General features: G+C 70.7%; 18 protein-coding genes. 6 read left to right on the top strand and 12 right to left on the bottom strand.

The features are described from left to right. Positions 1-9 precede the first annotated feature (9 nt). The 4 genes from ABZT93_RS00630 to ABZT93_RS00615 are packed head-to-tail and all read right to left on the bottom strand — an operon-like array spanning position 10 to position 4626. A complete protein-coding gene (locus ABZT93_RS00630; RefSeq protein WP_356096874.1) occupies positions 10-705 on the bottom strand; it encodes a demethylmenaquinone methyltransferase in 696 nt (231 codons plus the stop codon). After that, positions 702-2021 carry an acyltransferase gene (locus tag ABZT93_RS00625; protein WP_356096871.1) on the bottom strand — a complete coding sequence of 440 codons (1320 nt, stop codon included), beginning with the start codon at positions 2019-2021 and terminating at the stop codon, positions 702-704. Before ABZT93_RS00625 ends, ABZT93_RS00630 begins: the two co-directional genes overlap by 4 nt. Next, positions 2021-4294 (bottom strand): bifunctional polysaccharide deacetylase/glycosyltransferase family 2 protein, encoded by a 2274-nt coding sequence (locus ABZT93_RS00620; protein WP_356096869.1) that lies wholly within the window; start codon positions 4292-4294, stop codon positions 2021-2023. The genes ABZT93_RS00625 and ABZT93_RS00620 overlap by 1 nt, the downstream gene beginning before the upstream one ends. A 17-nt stretch (positions 4295-4311) precedes the next feature. Further along, positions 4312-4626: a hypothetical protein gene (locus ABZT93_RS00615; protein ID WP_356096866.1), complete on the bottom strand. Its 315-nt coding sequence runs from the start codon at positions 4624-4626 to the stop codon at positions 4312-4314. A gap of 369 nt (positions 4627-4995) precedes the next feature. Here ABZT93_RS00615 and ABZT93_RS00610 point away from each other — a divergent pair, with 369 nt between their 5' ends. Next, entirely contained in the window at positions 4996-6024 is a 1029-nt protein-coding gene (locus ABZT93_RS00610) for a chitinase (RefSeq protein ID WP_356096864.1), read from the top strand. An 83-nt stretch (positions 6025-6107) separates the two neighbouring features. On the opposite strand, the gene ABZT93_RS00605 is transcribed toward ABZT93_RS00610, so the two are convergent. The 5 genes from ABZT93_RS00605 to ABZT93_RS00585 form a co-directional block, all read right to left on the bottom strand. Next, on the bottom strand, positions 6108-6656 hold the full coding sequence (locus ABZT93_RS00605) for a hypothetical protein (RefSeq protein WP_356096861.1): 549 nt from the start codon (positions 6654-6656) through the stop codon (positions 6108-6110). A gap of 7 nt (positions 6657-6663) precedes the next feature. Beyond that, a complete protein-coding gene (gene mqnC / locus ABZT93_RS00600; protein WP_356096858.1) occupies positions 6664-7863 on the bottom strand; it encodes a cyclic dehypoxanthinyl futalosine synthase in 1200 nt (399 codons plus the stop codon). A 136-nt stretch (positions 7864-7999) separates the two neighbouring features. After that, on the bottom strand, positions 8000-8728 hold the full coding sequence (locus ABZT93_RS00595) for an A24 family peptidase (RefSeq protein ID WP_356096856.1): 729 nt from the start codon (positions 8726-8728) through the stop codon (positions 8000-8002). Further along, a complete protein-coding gene (locus ABZT93_RS00590; RefSeq protein WP_356096853.1) occupies positions 8725-10578 on the bottom strand; it encodes a serine/threonine-protein kinase in 1854 nt (617 codons plus the stop codon). Before ABZT93_RS00590 ends, ABZT93_RS00595 begins: the two co-directional genes overlap by 4 nt. Before the next feature lie 40 nt (positions 10579-10618). After that, positions 10619-11467, bottom strand: coding sequence for a menaquinone biosynthesis protein (locus ABZT93_RS00585; RefSeq protein WP_356096851.1), 849 nt, complete (start codon positions 11465-11467; stop codon positions 10619-10621). 285 nt (positions 11468-11752) lie between these two features. On the opposite strand from ABZT93_RS00585, the gene ABZT93_RS00580 reads away from it, so the two are divergent. After that, a complete protein-coding gene (locus tag ABZT93_RS00580; RefSeq protein ID WP_003992177.1) occupies positions 11753-11956 on the top strand; it encodes a cold-shock protein in 204 nt (67 codons plus the stop codon). A 108-nt stretch (positions 11957-12064) separates the two neighbouring features. Here the strand turns inward: ABZT93_RS00580 and ABZT93_RS00575 are convergent, their stop codons facing one another. Then, the gene (locus ABZT93_RS00575; protein WP_356096848.1) at positions 12065-12616 is read right to left on the bottom strand and encodes an XRE family transcriptional regulator; all 552 of its coding nucleotides are present in this window, start codon (positions 12614-12616) and stop codon (positions 12065-12067) included. Between the two features lie 68 nt (positions 12617-12684). Between ABZT93_RS00575 and ABZT93_RS00570 the strand changes: the two genes are divergently transcribed. Genes ABZT93_RS00570 through ABZT93_RS00560 form a run of 3 tightly spaced genes read left to right on the top strand, consistent with a single transcriptional unit; the run spans position 12685 to position 14334 of the window. After that, complete coding sequence (locus tag ABZT93_RS00570) at positions 12685-13353, top strand: AzlC family ABC transporter permease (protein WP_356096846.1); 669 nt, start codon at positions 12685-12687, stop codon at positions 13351-13353. Continuing rightward, on the top strand, positions 13350-13664 hold the full coding sequence (locus tag ABZT93_RS00565; RefSeq protein ID WP_356096843.1) for an AzlD domain-containing protein: 315 nt from the start codon (positions 13350-13352) through the stop codon (positions 13662-13664). Before ABZT93_RS00570 ends, ABZT93_RS00565 begins: the two co-directional genes overlap by 4 nt. 31 nt (positions 13665-13695) lie before the next feature. Next, complete coding sequence (locus ABZT93_RS00560; protein ID WP_356096840.1) at positions 13696-14334, top strand: class I SAM-dependent methyltransferase; 639 nt, start codon at positions 13696-13698, stop codon at positions 14332-14334. Here the strand turns inward: ABZT93_RS00560 and kstD are convergent. Next, positions 14331-16061, bottom strand: a complete 1731-nt coding sequence (gene kstD / locus ABZT93_RS00555) for a 3-oxosteroid 1-dehydrogenase (RefSeq protein WP_356096837.1) — start codon at positions 16059-16061, stop codon at positions 14331-14333. The two genes, ABZT93_RS00560 and kstD, sit on opposite strands and share 4 nt — an antisense overlap. A gap of 66 nt (positions 16062-16127) precedes the next feature. After that, on the bottom strand, positions 16128-16673 hold the full coding sequence (locus tag ABZT93_RS00550) for a DUF6817 domain-containing protein (protein WP_356096834.1): 546 nt from the start codon (positions 16671-16673) through the stop codon (positions 16128-16130). Positions 16674-16831: 158 nt separating this feature from the next. Here ABZT93_RS00550 and ABZT93_RS00545 point away from each other — a divergent pair, with 158 nt between their 5' ends. Beyond that, positions 16832-17737, top strand: a complete 906-nt coding sequence (locus tag ABZT93_RS00545; RefSeq protein ID WP_356096831.1) for a LysR family transcriptional regulator — start codon at positions 16832-16834, stop codon at positions 17735-17737. Positions 17738-17811: the final 74 nt, after the last annotated feature.

Raw genomic sequence — 17811 nt, 5'->3', positions numbered from 1 at the left:
CCGAGCCGCTCAGCTCTCCTTGACGCCCCGGTGCAGGGCCACGATCCCGCCCGTCAGGTTCCGCCACGCCACTTTCGACCAGCCCGCCTTCTGGAGGCGCTCCGCCAGGGCCGGCTGGTTCGGCCAGGCGCGGATGGACTCGGCGAGGTAGACGTACGCGTCGGGGTTGGAGGAGACCGCACGGGCGACCGGCGGCAGGGCGCGCATCAGGTACTCGGTGTAGACCGTACGGAAGGGCGCCCAGGTCGGGTGGGAGAACTCGCAGATCACGACCCGGCCGCCGGGCCTGGTCACCCGGTACATCTCGCGCAGCGCCGAGTCGGTGTCCTGGACGTTGCGCAGCCCGAAGGAGATGGTGACGGCGTCGAAGGTGTCGTCCTTGAAGGGCAGCTTCGTCGCGTCGCCCGCGGTGAACGGCAGCCAGGTGTGCTTGCGCTTGCCGACCTGGAGCATCCCGAGCGAGAAGTCGCAGGGCACGACATAGGCGCCGGTGCGGGCGAAGGGCAGCGAGGAGGTGGCGGTGCCCGCCGCCAGGTCCAGGATCTTCTGGGCGGGGCGGGCGTCGACGGCCCTGGCGACCTCCTTGCGCCACACCCGGTCCTGGCCGAGCGACAGCACGTCGTTCGTCAGGTCGTACCGTTCCGCCACGTCGTCGAACATCGAGGCGACTTCGTGCGGCTGCTTGTTCAGGGAAGCGCGGGTCACGTCCCCATTCTTGCAGGCCGCCCGCCCGGAAGAAGCTGCGGCTTCTTCTTCCCGGCCACGTCCTCCACCCATCCGCACAGCAGCACGAACACCGCGATCAGGATCCAGCCGACGCCGAACATGAACCACTGGCTCTCCAGCGGCAGCCACTTCTCGAAGGCGGGCACGTTCCAGAACTGGTCGATCAGCGGCACGGCGAGGATCAGCGCGATCTCGTGCCACAGGTAGATCGTCACCGCACGGGAGTTGAAGACCGTGACGACCCGGTCGGTCCGGCGGAAGCGGGTGAGCCAGGCGAAGTCGATCCCGAAGGACGACTTCGCCCACATCAGCAGCGTCACGTACCCGGCGGACCAGAAGGCCTGCGCGAGGGGGATGTCGTCGAGGTCGTACGAGCCCGTCTCGGCCTGGGTGAAGGCGTACCAGCCGCCGAACCCGATCGCGGCGAGCGAGAGCAGGACGACGGCCACCGGCTTCAGCCGCTCCAGCACCCCGTCCCGGTGGGCGAAACCGAGGAGCCAGCAGAACAGGAAGGTCGCGAGGTCGGTCAGCGCGCTGCCGAGCCGGTCGTCCGGGGGCTCCCACAGGAGGTGGAAGGCCACGATCGGGGCGAGGGACAGCAGCAGTACCGGCACCGGGGCGAGCCGGAAGACCTTCAGCAGCACCGGGGACAGCAGGACGAACCACAGGTACGTCCGCAGGTACCAGAGGATCTCCCAGGCCTGCTCGCCCCACGCGTTGCCGGGCGGGTCGCCGAGCGGCACCACCCAGTAGACGATCTGCCAGCCCGGCATCCAGTCGTGGACCAGCATCGCGAGGACCACGAAGACGCCCCAGAACCAGAACGGCGGCAGCAGACGGCGCATCCGGCTCTTGATCACCTTGGCCGCCGGGCGTTCCAGGGACCTCGCCATCAGCGTCCCGGCCAGGCCGAACATGATGCCCATGGAGGGGAAGACCATGCCGGCCCAGGCCCACCCGAAGGTGTGATAGCTGACGACCCGGATCAGGGCGACGGCCCGCAGCGTGTCGAAGTAGCGGTCACGACCGGGGGGCCGAGACGGAGGCTTCTCCTCCTCCGCCTCGGCGTCAGCGGGGGCTGCGGGAACCGGCGACTCCGGTTCTGGTTCCAGCTCCGTGCCCTGTCCGTGGTGGCCGTGGTCGACGTACTCCTGCGGATACGGCTGCTGCGGATACGACTGAGGCTGCGGCCACTCTGCGTAGCCCGAGTACCCGTACTCAAAGCCGTACCCCTGCTCCTGATAGCTCTGCTGCTGATACCCCTGCTGTTCACAGCTCTGCTGCTCCCAGCTCATCAGCCCACCCCCGCCGGGGTCCCGACCTCGCCGGTCCGTTTCAGCTTCTGCCAGCGCAGGCGGCCGCCGGTGAGAGCGGTGATGCAGGAGTGGATCAGGACGAGGTACATCATCTGGCGATAGGCCAGCTGCTGGAGCGGCATCATCAGCAGATAGCGGTACTTCTCCTTGTCCAGCTTGAAGGCGTACGCCGCGCACACGAGCTGGACGCCGAGGACCGCGAGCCACGCGTACAGCGCCGCCCGGAAGTCGACGAAGATCATCGAGTAGGCGGTGAACACGTCGATCAGCGGGGCGAAGACCGGCGTGACGATCTGGAAGATCACCACCAGCGGCATGCCGACCCGGCCGAAGCGCCCCGAGGGCCCCTTGTCGGTGAGGGACTTCCGGTGCTTCCACAGCGCCTGCATGGTGCCGTACGACCACCGGTAGCGCTGCGACCACAGCTGCTTGAGGGAGCCCGGCGCCTCGGTCCAAGCGCGTGCGTGCTCCTGGTAGACGACCCGCCGGCCCGCGCGGTGCATCGCGATGGTGATGTCGGTGTCCTCGGCGAGGGTGTCCTCGCTCATGCCGCCGACCTGGAGGACCGCCTCGCGGCGGAACGCGCCGATCGCGCCCGGGATGGTGGGCATGCAGCGCAGCAGGTCGTACATCCGGCGGTCGAGGTTGAAGCCCATCACGTACTCGATGTGCTGCCAGGCGCCGATGACCGTGTCGCGGTTGCCGACCTTGGCGTTGCCGGCGACCGCGCCGACCTGCGGGTCCGCGAAGGGCTGCACCAGCTGCCGTACGGTGTCCGGCTCGAAGACGGTGTCGCCGTCCATCATCACGACGATGTCGTGGCCGGCGCTGCGCACGCCGTTGTTGAGGGCGGCCGGTTTGCCCGCGTTCTCCTGGCGGATGACCCGGACGTTCGTCATGCCCAGTGAGCGGGCCGCCTCGCGGGCGATCTCCGAGGTGCCGTCCGAGGAGCCGTCGTCGACGACGACGACCTCGATCGGATGGGTGCTCCTCGCCAGCGACTCCAGGGTGTTGGCGATGCACTCCTTCTCGTTGTACGCCGGGACGATCACCGTCACCGGCCGGGTGACCGTGGGTCCCCAGCTGAAGCGGCGCTTGTTGCGCTGCCGGTAGTGGCGTCGGGCGAGGATCAGCATCATCCCGAACCGTCCCATGACGGCCACGCCCACGATCACGAGGCCGACCGACAGCGTGGGCACGGTGTACTCGGCGACGGCGACGGCCGCGACGAGCGCCTTGCCCTCGTAGAGGGTCGTGCCGGTGGCCTCGCGGTGTGCTGCCTGGAGGCGGTCGGTGCCGTCGGCGTTCCGGCCGTTCGCCGCCCCCCGGAGCTGCCCGCCCGTCTGCCCGTCCGCCGGGCCGCTGTTCGTGTTCTGCGCCTCGATGACCCCGCTGATGGTGGTGAAGGTGTAGCCCTTCGCCCGCATCTTCTCGATGTACTCCGGCAGCGCCTTGATCGTCTGCTCGCGGTCACCGCCGGCGTCGTGCATCAGTACGGCGGCGCCCGAGGTCCCGGACGGGGTGGCCCACTTGACGATCTTCGAGACGCCCGGCTTCTTCCAGTCGTCGCTGTCGGTGTCGACGAAGACGCTGGTGTAGCCCTCCTCGCCGAGCTTCTTGTAGACGGGCCAGCTGTAGTTGTCGATCGCGTCGGTCTCCGAGGAGTACGGCGCCCGGAACAGCGTGGTGGTGATGCCGGCCGCGCCCGCGAGGGCGAGCTGCGTCTGGGTCATCTCGCGCCGGATGCGGGCGTCGCTCTGGTAGGAGAGGTCGACGTGGGTGAAGGTGTGGATACCCACCTCGTTGCCCTGGTCGACCATGTCCTTCACGATCCCCGGGTAGCGCGAGACCATCGAGCCGACCAGGAAGAAGGTCGCCGGGACGTCGTACTTCTCCAGGATCTTCAGGACCTGGGGCGTGTACGTCGGGTTCGGGCCGTCGTCGAAGGTGAGCGCGATCGTCTTGGCCGGTACGGAGGTCGTGGTCGCCCGGCCGCCCCGGAAGCTGATGATCGGCCCGCCGCCCAGGATCTTGTCGGGGACCTTGCTGGAGCTGGCGCCGTCGCGCACCCGCTCGTCGCCGCCGACCTCGGCGCGCAGATAGCCGTCGAGCAGCATCACGCTGGTCAGGCCGAGCAGGAGCAGCAGGGCGAGGATGACCCGCGGTTTCTGCAGCGCGGCGGCCTTGCCCGCGGCCCGCTCGATGCGGGTGGGGGCACGCCGGCGGCCGCGGGAGGGCGTCGTCGTGGTCATGTGGTGGGCCGTTCCGGTCAGTTGGAGGCCGCGGAGGCGGTCGGGGTCGGGGCGGCGCTCGGCGGAGCGCCCGTGGCGGTGCCGGTGGGCGGAGTACCGGTGGGCAGCGCCGGCGGGGTGCCGAGACCGCCCTGCGGCCGGATGCCGCCTGGACCGGAGTTCGAGGAACCGCCGGGGCCGGCGCCCGCGAAGGGCAGCAGCGTCGTGCTGGAGACGCCGATGCCCATGAAGGCCAGGCCCAGCACGACGGCGTACCCGAGGGACAGGACGCCGAGGAGAAGGCCGATCCGGCGCAGCAGCTTGGAGCGGCGTCCGGAGTTGTCAACGAACACGGGCCCCTCGGCGGACCCGTTACTACCGCGTTTGCGGCGGTGACCGCGCGGGTCGGCGCGGTTTTCGGTGGCAGGCTCGGAATGCATTCCCCAGACGTTAGGCAGACTTTATGTGCCCACCTTTGGCGTTCTTGTGAGGTGCATATGAGAAACCTCTTATTCTGTCTGTTTCCTGAGAGGTTCCCAGAAACCCTGCGCGACGCTCCGGGAGGTGAAGAGGGTCGAATGCCCGCCTTGCGCGACCGGTTCGTTCTTTACCACCCGTCTCGTCTGTGAGGGGGCTGTTCAAAGACTGTCCTCATGAACCTCAGGCGGGTGTGAGACATTCGCTCTCCAGAAATCGGAATCACGAGAGCGGGTGCATGCGAAATGCGGAGTTTCCTGAAGCCGATGACCGGGCTCACTTGTCTGTTCGCCCTGGCCACGGCGGCCGGGTGTTCCGCCGAATCGGACAGCACCTCGGACGCGGAGCCTCCGCAACAGAGCAGTACGTCACCGTCGGCGTCGGCGTCAGCGCCGGTCACTTCGTACGCGCCCTACGTCAGCGCGACCGAGTCCTCCGACAACGACTCCGCGGGCTCGCCCTCGGTGTACAACCTCGCGTTCGTGATCGCCGACGGGAGTGACTGCACGCCGTCCTGGAACGGCACGTCCGCTGTCGGCGACTCCTCCGTCAAGTCCCGGATCAGCGCGCTCAAGGAGGACGGCGCACAAGTGCGGGTGTCCTTCGGCGGGGCGTCCGGGAAGGAACTGGCCGAGACCTGCTCCAGTGCGGCGGAACTGGCTGCCGCTTACGGGAAGGCGCTGGACGCCGCCGGTTCCTCGCTCGCCGATTTCGACATCGAGGGGGACGCGCTGACCGACTCCGACTCGGTGGATCTGCGGTCCGAGGCGATCGCGTCGCTGCAGAAGGAACGGAGCGATCTGCGTGTCTCGTTCACGCTTCCCGTGATGCCGTCCGGGCTCGACGACGACAGTGTGGCGTTGCTGGAGTCCGCGAACAACAAGTCGGTCCAGGTGTCGACGGTCAACATCATGACGATGAACTACGGGGAGTCGTACGACGGGGACATGGGGGATTACGCGATCACTTCGGCGAAGGCGGCGCAGGCCCAGTTGAAGTCGGTCTTCGGTACGTCCGACTCCACTGCGTGGCGGGCCATGGCGCTCACCTCGATGATCGGGACGAATGATGTGGACGGGGAGACGTTCACGTTGTCCGATGCGGCGCAGGTGCGGGAGTTCGCCGAGTCGAAGGAGGTGGCGTGGGTGTCGATGTGGTCGACGTTTCGGGATCAGCGGTGTGAGTCGGGGGATGCCGATGAGGATGACCCGTTGACCAATTGCAGTGGGGTTTCTCAGAGTTCGGGGGCGTTCGGGGAGGCGTTGGGGGGTTGAGTGCCGGGTGCGGCTCGGTGGGGGCTTGTCGCGTCCGCGCGGCGGAGCCGCACATCGATACAGCCCCGCGCCCCTGACAGCTTCTACCTGCGCCTGTGCAGCAAGCGGCCCTTGATCACCGTGGCCACGCATTCCGTTGTGTCGAAGGCGGCGAACGTCGCGTCCGCACCCGGGACCAAGGCGGGCAGTACCGCCTCCGTGGCCGCGTCCTGAATCCTCAGGCCCGACCTGTGCACTGCGTCGATCACCGTGGGGCGGCGCAGTGGGCCCACCACCGCCACCGTCCCCTGCGCCAGCAACCGCTGTACGCCCCGCCTCGCGCTCGCGCCCCACCGTGCGTCCGTCATGGACAGGGCCGACAGCGCCTCGCCTATGAGGGGTTCGTCGCCCAAGTCCTCACGTGGGTCCGGGTGGTAGGACTGCTCCAGGAGTTCCGGGCCGTGCGGGTGGAGCAGGCCAGGGGTGATGCGACCGGGCCAGCGGCGCACTCGTGCCGTCGGATGGGCGGCCGCCAGCTCCTCGTACGCCTCCACGGCCGCGATCTGCCGCCCCTCGACCAGTACCGCCCCGCCGGGCAGCGAAGGCCTCTCGCCGCCCGGGACCAGGAGGCCGGCGGTGTGGATCGTCAGCACCGCAGGCCTAGTTGGACGCGAGGATCTTCAGCTCGGGGTGCGCCGTGCCGCCCTCGATCGCCGTCGAGGAGATGTGGGACTGGACGCGCGCGTCGACCGGGTCGTTCGCCGGGTCGTCGTGGACGACGAGGTGTTCGTACGTCGTGGAGCGCTGGGCCGGGACCCGCCCCGCCGTACGGATCATGTCGATCATTTCCTGGAGGTTGGAACGGTGCTTGGCACCGGCCGCCGAGACGACGTTCTCCTCCAGCATGACCGAGCCGAGGTCGTCCGCGCCGTAGTGCAGGGTCAGCTGGCCCGCGTCCTGGCCGGTGGTCAGCCAGGAGCCCTGGATGTGGGCGATGTTGTCCATGAAGAGCCGGGAGATGGCGATCATTCGCAGGTACTCGAAGATCGTGGCCTGGGTGCGGCCCTTCAGGTGGTTGTTCATCGGCTGGTAGAGGTACGGGATGAACGCGCGGAAGCCGCCCGTGCGGTCCTGTACGTCACGGATCATGCGCAGGTGCTCGATGCGCTCGGCGTTGGTCTCGCCGGTGCCCATGAGCATCGTGGACGTGGACTCCACGCCCAGGTTGTGCGCCGTCTCCATGATCTCCAGCCAGCGCTCGCCGGACTCCTTGAGCGGCGCGATGGCCTTGCGGGGGCGCTCGGGGAGCATCTCGGCACCGGCGCCCGCGAAGGAGTCGAGGCCGGCCCCGTGGATGCGCTGGATGGCCTCCTCCACGCTCACCTTGGAGATCCGGGCCATGTGCTCGACCTCGGACGCGCCCAGCGAGTGGATCACCAGCTGGGGGAACTCCTTCTTGATGGCGGCGAAATGCTTCTCGTAGTACTCGACGCCGTAGTCCGGGTGGTGTCCGCCCTGGAACATGATCTGGGTGCCGCCGAGTTCGACGGTCTCCGCGCAGCGGCGCAGGATGTCGTCCAGGTCGCGGGTCCAGCCCTTGTCCTTGGCCGTGGGCGGGGCGTAGAAGGCGCAGAACTTGCACGCCGTCACGCACACGTTCGTGTAGTTGATGTTCCGCTCGATGATGTACGTCGCGATGTGCTCCGTGCCCGCGTACCGACGGCGGCGCACGGCGTCCGCGGCGGAGCCCAGCGCGTGCAGCGGGGCATCGCGGTAGAGGTCGAGCGCCTCCTCCGGAGTGATACGCCCACCTTCGGCGGCACGGTCGAGGACGGACTGAAGGTCGGCCTTCTCGCTCACCGGGGCGTGCCTTTCGTCAAGGGTTCGGGCGGTCTCGGCCAGCCTACGCCAGCCCTGTGACAGGCCGGGTGTCAGCCCGGGCCGCCGTACACCCCCGCGCCCGTTCCCGCCCGCGCCTCCGCCCCCGCTCCCGATCTCAGGCCGCGTACGCCCCGATCAGCAGCCCCGCGTACGCCCCCGCGATCAGGAACGGCCCGAACGGGATCGCCGTCTTGCGGCCCGCCCTGCCCACCAGGACCAGGACACCGCCGTAGAGCGCGCCCAGCAGGAAGCCGGCGAAGGTTCCCAGCAGCACGGTGTCCCAGCCGTACCAGCCCAGGACCGCCCCCGCCCCGAGCGCCAGCTTCACATCGCCGAAGCCCATGCCGCCGGGGTTGATGCGCCACAGCACCCAGTAGCCCACGCCGAGCGCGAGCGCGCCGAACAGGGCGTGCAGCCAGCTCCCGGCGTGTTCCGGCACGAACGAGACGGCCCCGAGCAGGGCGAGCGCGGCGGCCGCGAGGGGGAGGGTGAGCGGGTCGGGCAGCCGCCGTACCCGCAGGTCGACGACGGCGAGCAGGACGCCCACGGGGGCGAGCAGCAGCCAGACGGCGATCTCGGGTCGGGTGCCGGTGGCGGCGGCGAGGGCCGCGCAGAGGAGAGCGGTGACGGTGGGGAGGAGGGCGCCGCCCCGGCCGTACGACCGCTGTGGGCCGCATTCCCCGCAGCTCGCCCTGCCGAGCCATCCGCCCAACGGGTGCCCGCCGGGGCAGGCCTCCCGCCACGGTTCCTCGGGCGGGACGGAGAAGCGGTAGGCCGCGCGCGGCAGCAGGGCGCCCGCCGCCGCTCCCCACAGGGCGGCGATGACGACGAGCAGCCGCGTCACCGCCCGACCTTCGACATCCGTGCCTCGGGGTATCCCTCGGCCTCGCTCTCCGACGTGTACTTCAGGTCGTCGCCCACCCTGGTGAGGCGGACCGTGTGGGCGGTGGGGTTGCAGCCGGCGTGGTTGTCCTCGGCGCCCACGGCGGTGGTGACGAGCTGCGTGTCCGTGACCTTCTTCAGGGTGAGGACGTCGGTGCAGACCGCGCCGATCGCGTCGGTCTGCTGGAGACGGCCCAACTCCTCGCCGACGCTCACCTTCTTGACGGTGATCCGGAAGGTCCCCATCGGCAGGCTCCCGCCGAGACCCGTGCCCTGGCCCTCCCAGGTGCCGAGATAGCGGGCCGGGACTTCGGACGGTCCGGCCGGTCCGCTCGACGGCTCGCTCGAAGCGTCGCTCGACGGCTCGCTCGACAGCGACGGGGAGACCGGGGAGGACGCCGACGGCAGGGAGGCCGACGGTACGGAGGTGGGCGCCGAGGAGTACGCGTCGTTGCCGGGCCCGGAGCTCGCCGAGTCGTCCTGGCCCCGCCCCGGCAGCAGGTCGAACAGGAACACCGAGCCCACGGTCACCGCGGCCAGCGCCCCCGCGACCGCGAGCGCCACGGTGCAGCTCATCCGGCGGCCACGCCCGTTGGTGCCGGGTGCGGAGGTGGCGGCCACGGAGACGGAGAGCCGCCCGGGTCGCTTGTCGGCGGGCACGACCGTCTCGTCCGGCACCGCGTCCCGGGGCTCGGGCACAGAGAGTCCGGAGGGTCCGCAGGGAGTACCGAGGGGCGTCGGTGGCGTGACCGGATACGCCGGGGGGCCGGCCGCTTCAGCCGGAGGCGCCCCCGCGGACACGGCCGGCATCACCGGCGGGGGCCCGAACGCGCCCACCGTGCCCGCCGGCCCGCCGCCCACCGAAGGACTGCTGAACCCCACCGGCCCGGACGCCTGCTCCGCCGACCGTTCCCCCGCCGCGTCAAGATTCAGCAGCTGTACGGCACTCCGCCCCACCTGCTCGACCAGCGCCCCCGGCAGCCACCCCGCCGCCACCAACCGCGCCGCGCCCTGCGGAGCCAGCCGCCGGGCCACCTCGCCCGGAGTCGGCCGTTCCTGGGCCGACTTGACCAGACAGGCCGCCACGACCTCCCGCAACTCGCCGCTCAGCGATCCGAGTTCGGGCTCCTCGTGGACGACCTTGTAGAGGAGGGAGGCCGAGGAGTCCCCGGGGAAGGGCGGTGCCCCCGTGGCGGCGAAGGCCAGTACCGCGCCCAGGGAGAAGACGTCCGCCGCGCCCGACACCCCCTTGCTCAGGATCTGTTCGGGGGACATGTAGCCGGGCGAGCCGATGGAGACGCCGGTGGAGGTGAGGGACGCGGTGCCGTCCGTGGCGCGGGCGATGCCGAAGTCGATGAGCAGCGGGCCGTCGACGGTGAGCAGGACGTTGGAGGGCTTCACGTCCCGGTGGACGAGCCCCAGTTCATGCACGGCGGTGAGCGCCTCGGCCAGCCCCGCGCCCAGGACCCGTACGGAATGCTCGGGCAGCGGGCCCCCGTCCGCGACCGCCGAGGTCAGGGAAGGGCCCGCCGCGTACCCGGTGGCGACCCAGGGCACCGCCGCGTCCGGGTCGGCGTCGAGGACCGGAGCGGTCCAGGCCCCGCCCACTCTGCGCGCCGCGTCCACCTCGCGCCGGAAGCGGGCGCGGAACTCCTCGTCGAGCGCGAAGTGCGGGTGCACGATCTTGACCGCGACCGTGCGGCCCCCGGCACTGCGCCCGAGATAGACCCGGCCCATGCCACCGGAGCCCAGACGGCCGAGCAGCCGGTAGGGGCCCACGGTGGTGGGCTCGTCGACTCCGAGCGGCTGCATGCTGCCTCCCCCGTAAGGCCCCACAAGGTTCAGATGCAGGTTAGGGCTGAAGCAGTTCCACCTTCACGTCCCCGGGGAAACCCGTCGTGGGCCCCACCCTTCGCGCGAACTCCGTGACCGCCGCCAACTGCGGGCCACCGAAGCGGAAGTCCAGCGTCGTGAAGTACTTCTCCAGGACCTTCTCGTCGAAGGCCTCCCAGCGGGCCGCCTGTTCGGCGACCTTGCCGACCTCCTCCAGGGAGAGGTTCCGGGAGGCGAGGAAGGCCTCGTGCACCTTGCGGGTGATGACCGGCTCGCGGTCGAGGTAGTCCCGGCGGGCGGCCCAGACGGCGAAGACGAACGGCAGCCCGGTCCACTCCTTCCAGAGCGAGCCGAGGTCATGGACCTGAAGGCCGAAGCGCGGCCCGTCGAGGAGGTTCGCCCGCAGGGCCGCGTCCCCGATGAGTACGGCCGCCTCCGCCTCCTGCATCATCAGGCTGAGGTCGGGCGGACAGGTGTAGTACTCGGGCCGGACGCCGTAGCGCTCGGCGAGGAGGAGCTGGGCGAGACGGACCGAGGTGCGCGAGGTCGACCCGAGGGCCACCCTCGCGCCGTCCAGCTCGTCCAGCGGGACCTGCGAGACGATGACGCAGGACATGACCGGGCCGTCGCAGCCGACGGCGATGTCGGGGAAGGCGACCAGGTCGTCCGCGTTCTTGAGGAACTCGACCAGGGTGATGGGCCCGATGTCGAGATCTCCCTGCACCAGCTTCTCGCTGAGCTTCTCCGGGGTGTCCTTCGTGAGCTCGAAGTCGAGGAGCGTGCCCGTCCTCGCGAGCCCCCAGTACAGGGGCAGGCAGTTCAGGAACTGGATGTGGCCGACGCGCGGCCGGGTGCGAGAATTGTCCACATCGCGACACTAGACCCCTTGAGGTACGCTTCGGACTTCGGCCCCTGAGTCAACCACTCCGCGATCTTCAAACATCCGGGTGACGTGATCTTGGCCTCTATTGCTTTCGGCTGCCCGCGTGCTAGGCTCGCCGCAAGTTGCAGTTTGGTTTCCCTTGCAGTACAGAGCCTGCGGAGCATGTAACCGCGGGCTCTAGTCGTTTTCAGAAGAATGCAGTTGTGCGGCACTGTTTTCACACTTGCAGGTTCTGGAGCAGGGCAACCCTTTTGGGCCCAAGGAGGGCTTATGGCTACCGGAACCGTGAAGTGGTTCAACGCCGAAAAGGGCTTTGGCTTCATCGCCCAGGAGGGCGGCGGCCCCGACGTCTTCGTCCACTACTCCGCGATCAACGCGAGCGGCTTCCGTTCGCTGGAGGAGAACCAGCAGGTCTCCTTCGACGTGACCCAGGGCCCCAAGGGCCCGCAGGCGGAGAACGTCACCCCCGTCTGAGCGATCCCGTCTCATAGGCGCTCCAGCCTCTGATCCGGACCTGAATGCAGTACCCAAGGAGCCCCGCGCCGCACGGCAGCGGGGCTCCTGCCTTTCCCGCACTCGACCTCACATGTGCTGCATGACGAGGACGAACGTCGTGCCGGGGTCGAGCGCCTCGTAGGAATGGGCCACATCTCCGCGATACGTCATGTAGTCGCCGGGATCCAGCTCGACCTCCTCCCCGGCCGGTCCGGCCTTCACCCTCCCCGTGCTCACGACCAGGTGCTCCACGGACCCCGGAATGTGCGGCTCGGATTCCCGCACCGCCCCCGGCTCGGCCCGCAGGTGGTAGATGTCCCGCCGCGCTCCGGGAGGACTGGCGGAGAGCAGGGTGGCCGCGAAATCGGCCCGCTCCGAGGCCACGGTCGGCCCCTGCCCCGCCCTGACCACCTGCACGGACGACACCGGCGGCTCCACCAGCGTGCTGAACGGCACCCCGAGCGCGACCCCCAGCGCCCACAGCGTCTCCACGCTCGGGTTACCGCTCGCCGCCTCGAGCTGGGACAGCGTGGACTTGGCGATTCCGGCGCGCTTGGCCAGCTCGGAGAGTGAGAGACCGGCACGCGTGCGTTCGCGGCGGAGCGCGGCGGCGATCCAGTCCAGGGGGCGTTCGGGCATGCTGTTCGCTCCATCGGTACGATCGTTCGCCTTGACGAACACAACTCCTACCGTCCACTGTAGTGAACATGCGTACGGCAGAGCGAACAGCCTTGGTCCGTGACAGTGCGCTCGTCTGGCTCGCGAGCGGGGTCGTGGGCGTCTCCTTCGGCGCGATCGCCGTCACCGGCGGCCTGCCGGTGTGGGTGCCGGTGGTGATGTCCCTGGTCGTGTACGCGGGCTCCGCCCAGTTCAGCGCGGTGGGTGTCCTGCTGGCCGGGGGCGGTCCGGTCGCGGCTGCGGCCACCGGCCTGCTCCTCAACACCCGTACGGCGGCCTTCAGCCTCGCCGTCGCCGACATCCTCGGCGGGGGCCGGCTCGCCCGTCTCCTCGGAGCGCATCTGGTCACCGACGAGACCGTGGCGTTCGCGCTCGCCCAGCCGGATCCGGCCCGGCGCCGGGCGGCCTTCTGGATCTCCGGGCTCGGCCTGTTCGCCGTGTGGAACCTCGGCGTCCTGGCCGGGGCCCTCGCCGGGGGCGCGCTGGGCGACACCGGCACCTACGGCCTGGACGCGGCCTTCCCCGCCGTGCTCGTCGCCCTGGTGCTGCCCGCGCTGCGCGACTCCCCCGCGACACGCCGGTCCGCGCTGCTCGGCGCCGGGCTGGCCCTCGCGGTGACACCGGCGGTCCCGGCGGGGGTGCCGGTGCTGGTGGCGCTGGCCGGGCTGGTCCTGCACGGCGACAGGAGGCCGGCGTGAACGCGACGGCCGCCGTGATCCTGGCACTGGCGGTCGGGACGTACGCCTTCCGGCTGGTCGGCCCGGTGCTGCACGGCCGGGTCGAACTGCCGCCGCGCGTGCAGGAGCTGCTGAGCGCGGGTGCCGTCGTCCTTCTGGTGGCGCTGCTGGCCACGGGCGCGCTGACGGAGGGCGGCGGTTTCGCGGGGTGGGCGCGGCCGGCCGGGGTCCTGGTGGGGGCCGTACTGGCGTGGCGGAGGGCGCCGTTCGTCGTGGTGGTGCTGGGGGCGGCGGCCGTAACCGCCGTACTGCGGTCGGCTGGAGTCGCGTGAGTGTCAGTGGGGGCCACTAGGGTCCCCGGCCATGACCGACGCCGACTTTCTCACCGCCACCCGCACCTTCTACGACGCCGTCGCCGAGGACTACGCCGCCCAGTTCCGTGACGGTCTCGACGACGCGCCACTGGACCGAGCGGTGCTCGCCGGGTTCGCCGAACTCGTGGGCACCGAGGGAACAGTGGCCGATCTGGGGTGCGGGCCCGGGCGCGTCACGGGACACCTCGCCGCACTCGGGCTGTCCGTCTTCGGGCTCGACCTCTCGGAGTCGATGCTGGCGATCGCCCGGCGCGAAAACCCGGGGCTGCGGTTCGAACGGGGCTCGATGCTGGAACTGGATCTTCCCGACGGGGCGCTCGCGGGTGCCCTCTCCTGGTACTCGTCCATCCACACCCCTGTGGATGAACTCCCGCGTCTCTTCGCCGAGTTCCACCGGGTCCTGGCACCGGGCGGCCACCTGCTCGTCGCCTTCCAGGCCGGCGGCGAGGACCGGCATCACGACGGGCCCTGGGGGCACCCCGTGGCGCTGACGTTCCAGAGGCGACAGCCGGAGCAGGTCGTCGAACTGCTCCGGGCGGCCGGGTTCGCGCTCGTCTCGCGGACGGTGCGCGAACCGGACCGTGGGGAAGTGTCGCAACAGGCGTGCCTGATCGTCCGCCGCCCCTAGAGCACCCCGGCGAGATCCCGGGCCGCGACATACCCGAAGGTCATCGCGGGCCCGATCGTCGAGCCCGCGCCCGCGTAACCGTGGCCCATGACGGCCGCGCTGGCGTTCCCCGCGGCGTACAGGCCGGGGACGACGGAACCGTCGGGCCGCAGGACGCGGGCGCGGGCGTCGGTCACCAGGCCGCCCTTGGTCCCCAGGTCTCCCGGGACGAGCCGGAAGGCGTAGTACGGGGGCAGCCAGAGCGGGGCCAGGCAGGAGTTCGGGAGGACGGACGGGTCCGTGTAGTAGTGGTCGTAAGCGCTGTCACCGCGTCCGAAGTCCGTGTCGTCGCCCTTCAGAGCAAGGGAGTTGAAGCGGTCGACGGTGGTGCGCAATGCGGTGGCCGGGACGCCGATGGACGCGGCGAGGGCGTCGAAGGTCCAGGCCTTGTGGGCGGCGCCCGAGCCGTACCAGTCGTCCGGAAGGACGAAGGTGGGCGCGATGTCCCTGAAGAGGTACCGGTTGCGGTAGTTCTGGTCGACGATCAGCCAGGCCGGGATGTCGGGGTCGGTCGGGTTCCGGTCGTACATGGTGTGGACGACGTCGCTGTAGGGGGCGGCCTCGTTGACGAACCGCCGGCCGGCCGCGTTGACGATGAGCCCGCCGGGGAGGGTGCGTTCGGCGAGGCAGAAGTACGGATCGCCGGGGAGCGGGATGGCCGGTCCCCACCAGGCGTCGTCCATGAGCGCGACATCGGCGCCGAGTCGCTGCCCGGCCCGGATACCGTCCCCTGTGTTCTCCTTCGCGCCCACGGTCCACTCCGTGCCGATGGGCTGGCGCTGGTACTGGGCCCGCATCGCCGCGTTGTGCTCGAAGCCGCCGGATCCGACGATCACGCCCCGTCGGGCACGGTAGAGGCCGCCCGGGGTCACCGCCCCGGCGACCGTGCCGTTCTCTACGTAGAGCTCGGTGAGGGGCGTGTTGAGCCGGACCGGCACGCCCGCGTCCAGGAGCCCCTTCCGCAGCCCGGCGGCCAGCGACTGTCCCATGGTGAGCGGCGTCTGCCCGAGTACGGCCGCCTTCGTGCCCCGCGCCAGGCACTCGGCGGCGACGGCGGCGCCCTTGACGCTCACGGCGGACAGGGCGAGCCACTTGTAGTCGGCGCTGAACACGACCAGTCCGGCGGGGACGTCGAGGTACGGCGGGTTCAGGTGGGCGAGTTCGGCGCCGAGGAGCTTGCCGTCGAACTGGTCGGGCTCGATGGAGCGGCCGCCCGGAAGGCCGCCCGGGAGCTCGGGGTAGTAGTCGCTGTACCCCTCCATCCAGCGGAACCGCAGCGGGCTGTTGGCCAGGACGAAGGAGATCATCGCGGGGCCGTGTGTGAGAAAGGCCCGCTGACGGGCGACGGGGACGTCCGGTCCCACGACGGCGGCGAGGTAGGCGGCCGCCTTGGCGGGGGTGTCCGGGACACCGGCGGCGAGGAGGACGGGGTTGTTCGGGATCCAGATCCCGGCCCCGGACCGGGCGGCGGACCCGCCGAAGGTGGGCGCCTTCTCCAGCACCACGGTGCTGAGCCCCTGCTTCACGGCGGTCAGCGCGGCGGTCATACCGGCGGCACCGGAACCGATCACGACGACGTCGTACGTCCCCAGAGGCGGCAGGTCGGCGGCGTTCGCGCCCTGTTGAACCCCGGCGGCGACGGCCGCCCCGGCACCGGCGGCCAGTAAGTGTCTTCGGGTCACGCTCATGGTCGGGTCCCCCCTGCGGTTGGTATGGACGAAGGGTCCGGAACGTCGCGCGGGGGTCTTGAGAAGTCAAGAGGCGTGGAGGACGGCGAGGGTGTCCCTCCAGGCGGGTTCACTGAGGAGCGGCCTGAACCGGGTCAGCAGGGCAAGGAGTCCGGGACCCCAGCGCTCCCGGAAGGCCGGGTCCCGGCGGGCGAGGTCGAGTTCGTTGGCGGCCGTGAGCTCCGCGAAGTCCCGGCACAGAACGGGATCTGGGGCATACGTCCGTCCGGTGAACCGGTCCCGGAAGAGCGGCTCCAGCAGGTGGGGGTAGGTCGCCTCGCGGTCGCAACTCGCGTAGAAGTGCACGATCGCCTCGGCGGCCGGGCCGATCACGGAGGCGAGTTCGGTACGCCGGTCGAGCGGGAACAGGGCGGTGGGGAAGCCGTCGGTGCCGTAGAAGGCGTGGCAGAGGCCGGCGAGTCGTAGGTCGGGGCGGGCTTCCCAGAGGGCGAGTTGGATGCGGACGCGTTCGAGGTGGGCGAGGAGGGTGCCGCCGGGGTGGGGAGTGCGGTCGGCGCCGAGCCGCCGTAACAGGGCTCGGGCGTCGTCTGTGCTGGTCGCCTGCACGGGCACCGAACTCCTCGGCAGAAGGGGTGGGTTGGGTCGGCACCCGCTCCTCCCCGGGTGCGGGAGCGGGTTGCCGCCCGGGCCCTGAGGAGATCGTCGTACGGGCACTCGCCCCAGTCAATCCTAAGTATTTGTCGCTGGACCCAAGTGTTAGCTTGGGGGTCATGACCCTCGACGACCTGCGTGTCTTCGTAGCCGTGTGCCGGGCGGGAAGCCTCAGCGCGGTGGCCCGTGAGCTGGACTGCACCCAGTCCGCCGTGAGCCAGCACGTGAAGCGGCTGGAGCGGGAGACCGGGGTCAGTCTGCTGGAGCGGCAGCCGCGGGGGGTGGTACCGACGCGGGCGGGGCGGGTGCTGGAGGCCGCCGCGGCGGAGGGAATCGCGGGCCTGGATCTCGCCCTGCGCCGCCTGCGCGAAATGGTCGACGGTGAGAGTGGGTCGGTCCGGGTGGCGACCGGCGCGACGACCGTACGGCACTTCATGGCGGACGCGGTCGTCGCCTTCCGGCGGCAACACCCGCGTGTCAGCCTGGAGTTCCGGACCGAGAGCTCCAGCCGGGCCTGCTTCGACGCACTGGCCGACAGCACCCTCGACCTGGCGTGGATCACGCTGGGCGCGCCGGTGCGGGGCATCGAGCAGCGGTCGGTGCGGGAGCTGCCGTGGGTGCTGGCGGTACGGGCCGACGACCCGCTGGCCGCGCGGTCGTCCGTGGAGGCGGCCGAACTTCAGGACCTCCGTCTGATCCGCCTCCCCCCGAACTCAACCTCCGCCGCCCATCTGGACGCGGCCTGCGCCGAGTTGGGCGTCCGGTTCGCCTTCGACACGAGCGTGGCCGACTGGGACACGGCCCTGCTGCTGGCCGAACTGGGGCTGGGGCGGGCGGTGGTGCCGGCGTTGCCGGGCCTGCCCGTGCCCGGCGACCGGGGTGACCTGCGCCTGGTGCCCCTGCCCGGACTGCGCCCGCTCTCCGTCGGCTGGGCGGTACGCCGCTGGGAAGCGCTGTCGCCGCCGGCGCGGGCGTTCGCGGACACCGTGGCGGAGTCCTGCCGCGATACGGCTGCGCACGACTGAGGCCGCCGACTCCGGGCCAGCTGCCGGTTCCGGGCACGTAGTCGGCCGAGCGGAGGGTGGCGTACGGAGTGTCA

The organism is Streptomyces sp. NPDC005303 (genome assembly GCF_040607335.1).
Lineage (GTDB): Bacteria > Actinomycetota > Actinomycetes > Streptomycetales > Streptomycetaceae > Streptomyces.
This window is presented reverse-complemented; position numbering and strand designations above follow the sequence as displayed.

What these genes read in the sequence shown, in the direction of transcription:
- ABZT93_RS00625 (WP_356096871.1), bottom strand. Translation starts at nt 2,021, where the DNA reads ATGAGCTGGGAGCAGCAGAGCTGTGAACAGCAGGGGTATCAGCAGCAG.
- ABZT93_RS00620 (WP_356096869.1), bottom strand. Translation starts at nt 4,294, where the DNA reads ATGACCACGACGACGCCCTCCCGCGGCCGCCGGCGTGCCCCCACCCGC.
- ABZT93_RS00610 (WP_356096864.1), top strand. Translation starts at nt 4,996, where the DNA reads ATGCGGAGTTTCCTGAAGCCGATGACCGGGCTCACTTGTCTGTTCGCC.
- ABZT93_RS00590 (WP_356096853.1), bottom strand. Translation starts at nt 10,578, where the DNA reads ATGCAGCCGCTCGGAGTCGACGAGCCCACCACCGTGGGCCCCTACCGG.
- ABZT93_RS00580 (WP_003992177.1), top strand. Translation starts at nt 11,753, where the DNA reads ATGGCTACCGGAACCGTGAAGTGGTTCAACGCCGAAAAGGGCTTTGGC.
- ABZT93_RS00575 (WP_356096848.1), bottom strand. Translation starts at nt 12,616, where the DNA reads ATGCCCGAACGCCCCCTGGACTGGATCGCCGCCGCGCTCCGCCGCGAA.
- ABZT93_RS00570 (WP_356096846.1), top strand. Translation starts at nt 12,685, where the DNA reads ATGCGTACGGCAGAGCGAACAGCCTTGGTCCGTGACAGTGCGCTCGTC.
- ABZT93_RS00560 (WP_356096840.1), top strand. Translation starts at nt 13,696, where the DNA reads ATGACCGACGCCGACTTTCTCACCGCCACCCGCACCTTCTACGACGCC.
- kstD (WP_356096837.1), bottom strand. Translation starts at nt 16,061, where the DNA reads ATGAGCGTGACCCGAAGACACTTACTGGCCGCCGGTGCCGGGGCGGCC.
- ABZT93_RS00545 (WP_356096831.1), top strand. Translation starts at nt 16,832, where the DNA reads ATGACCCTCGACGACCTGCGTGTCTTCGTAGCCGTGTGCCGGGCGGGA.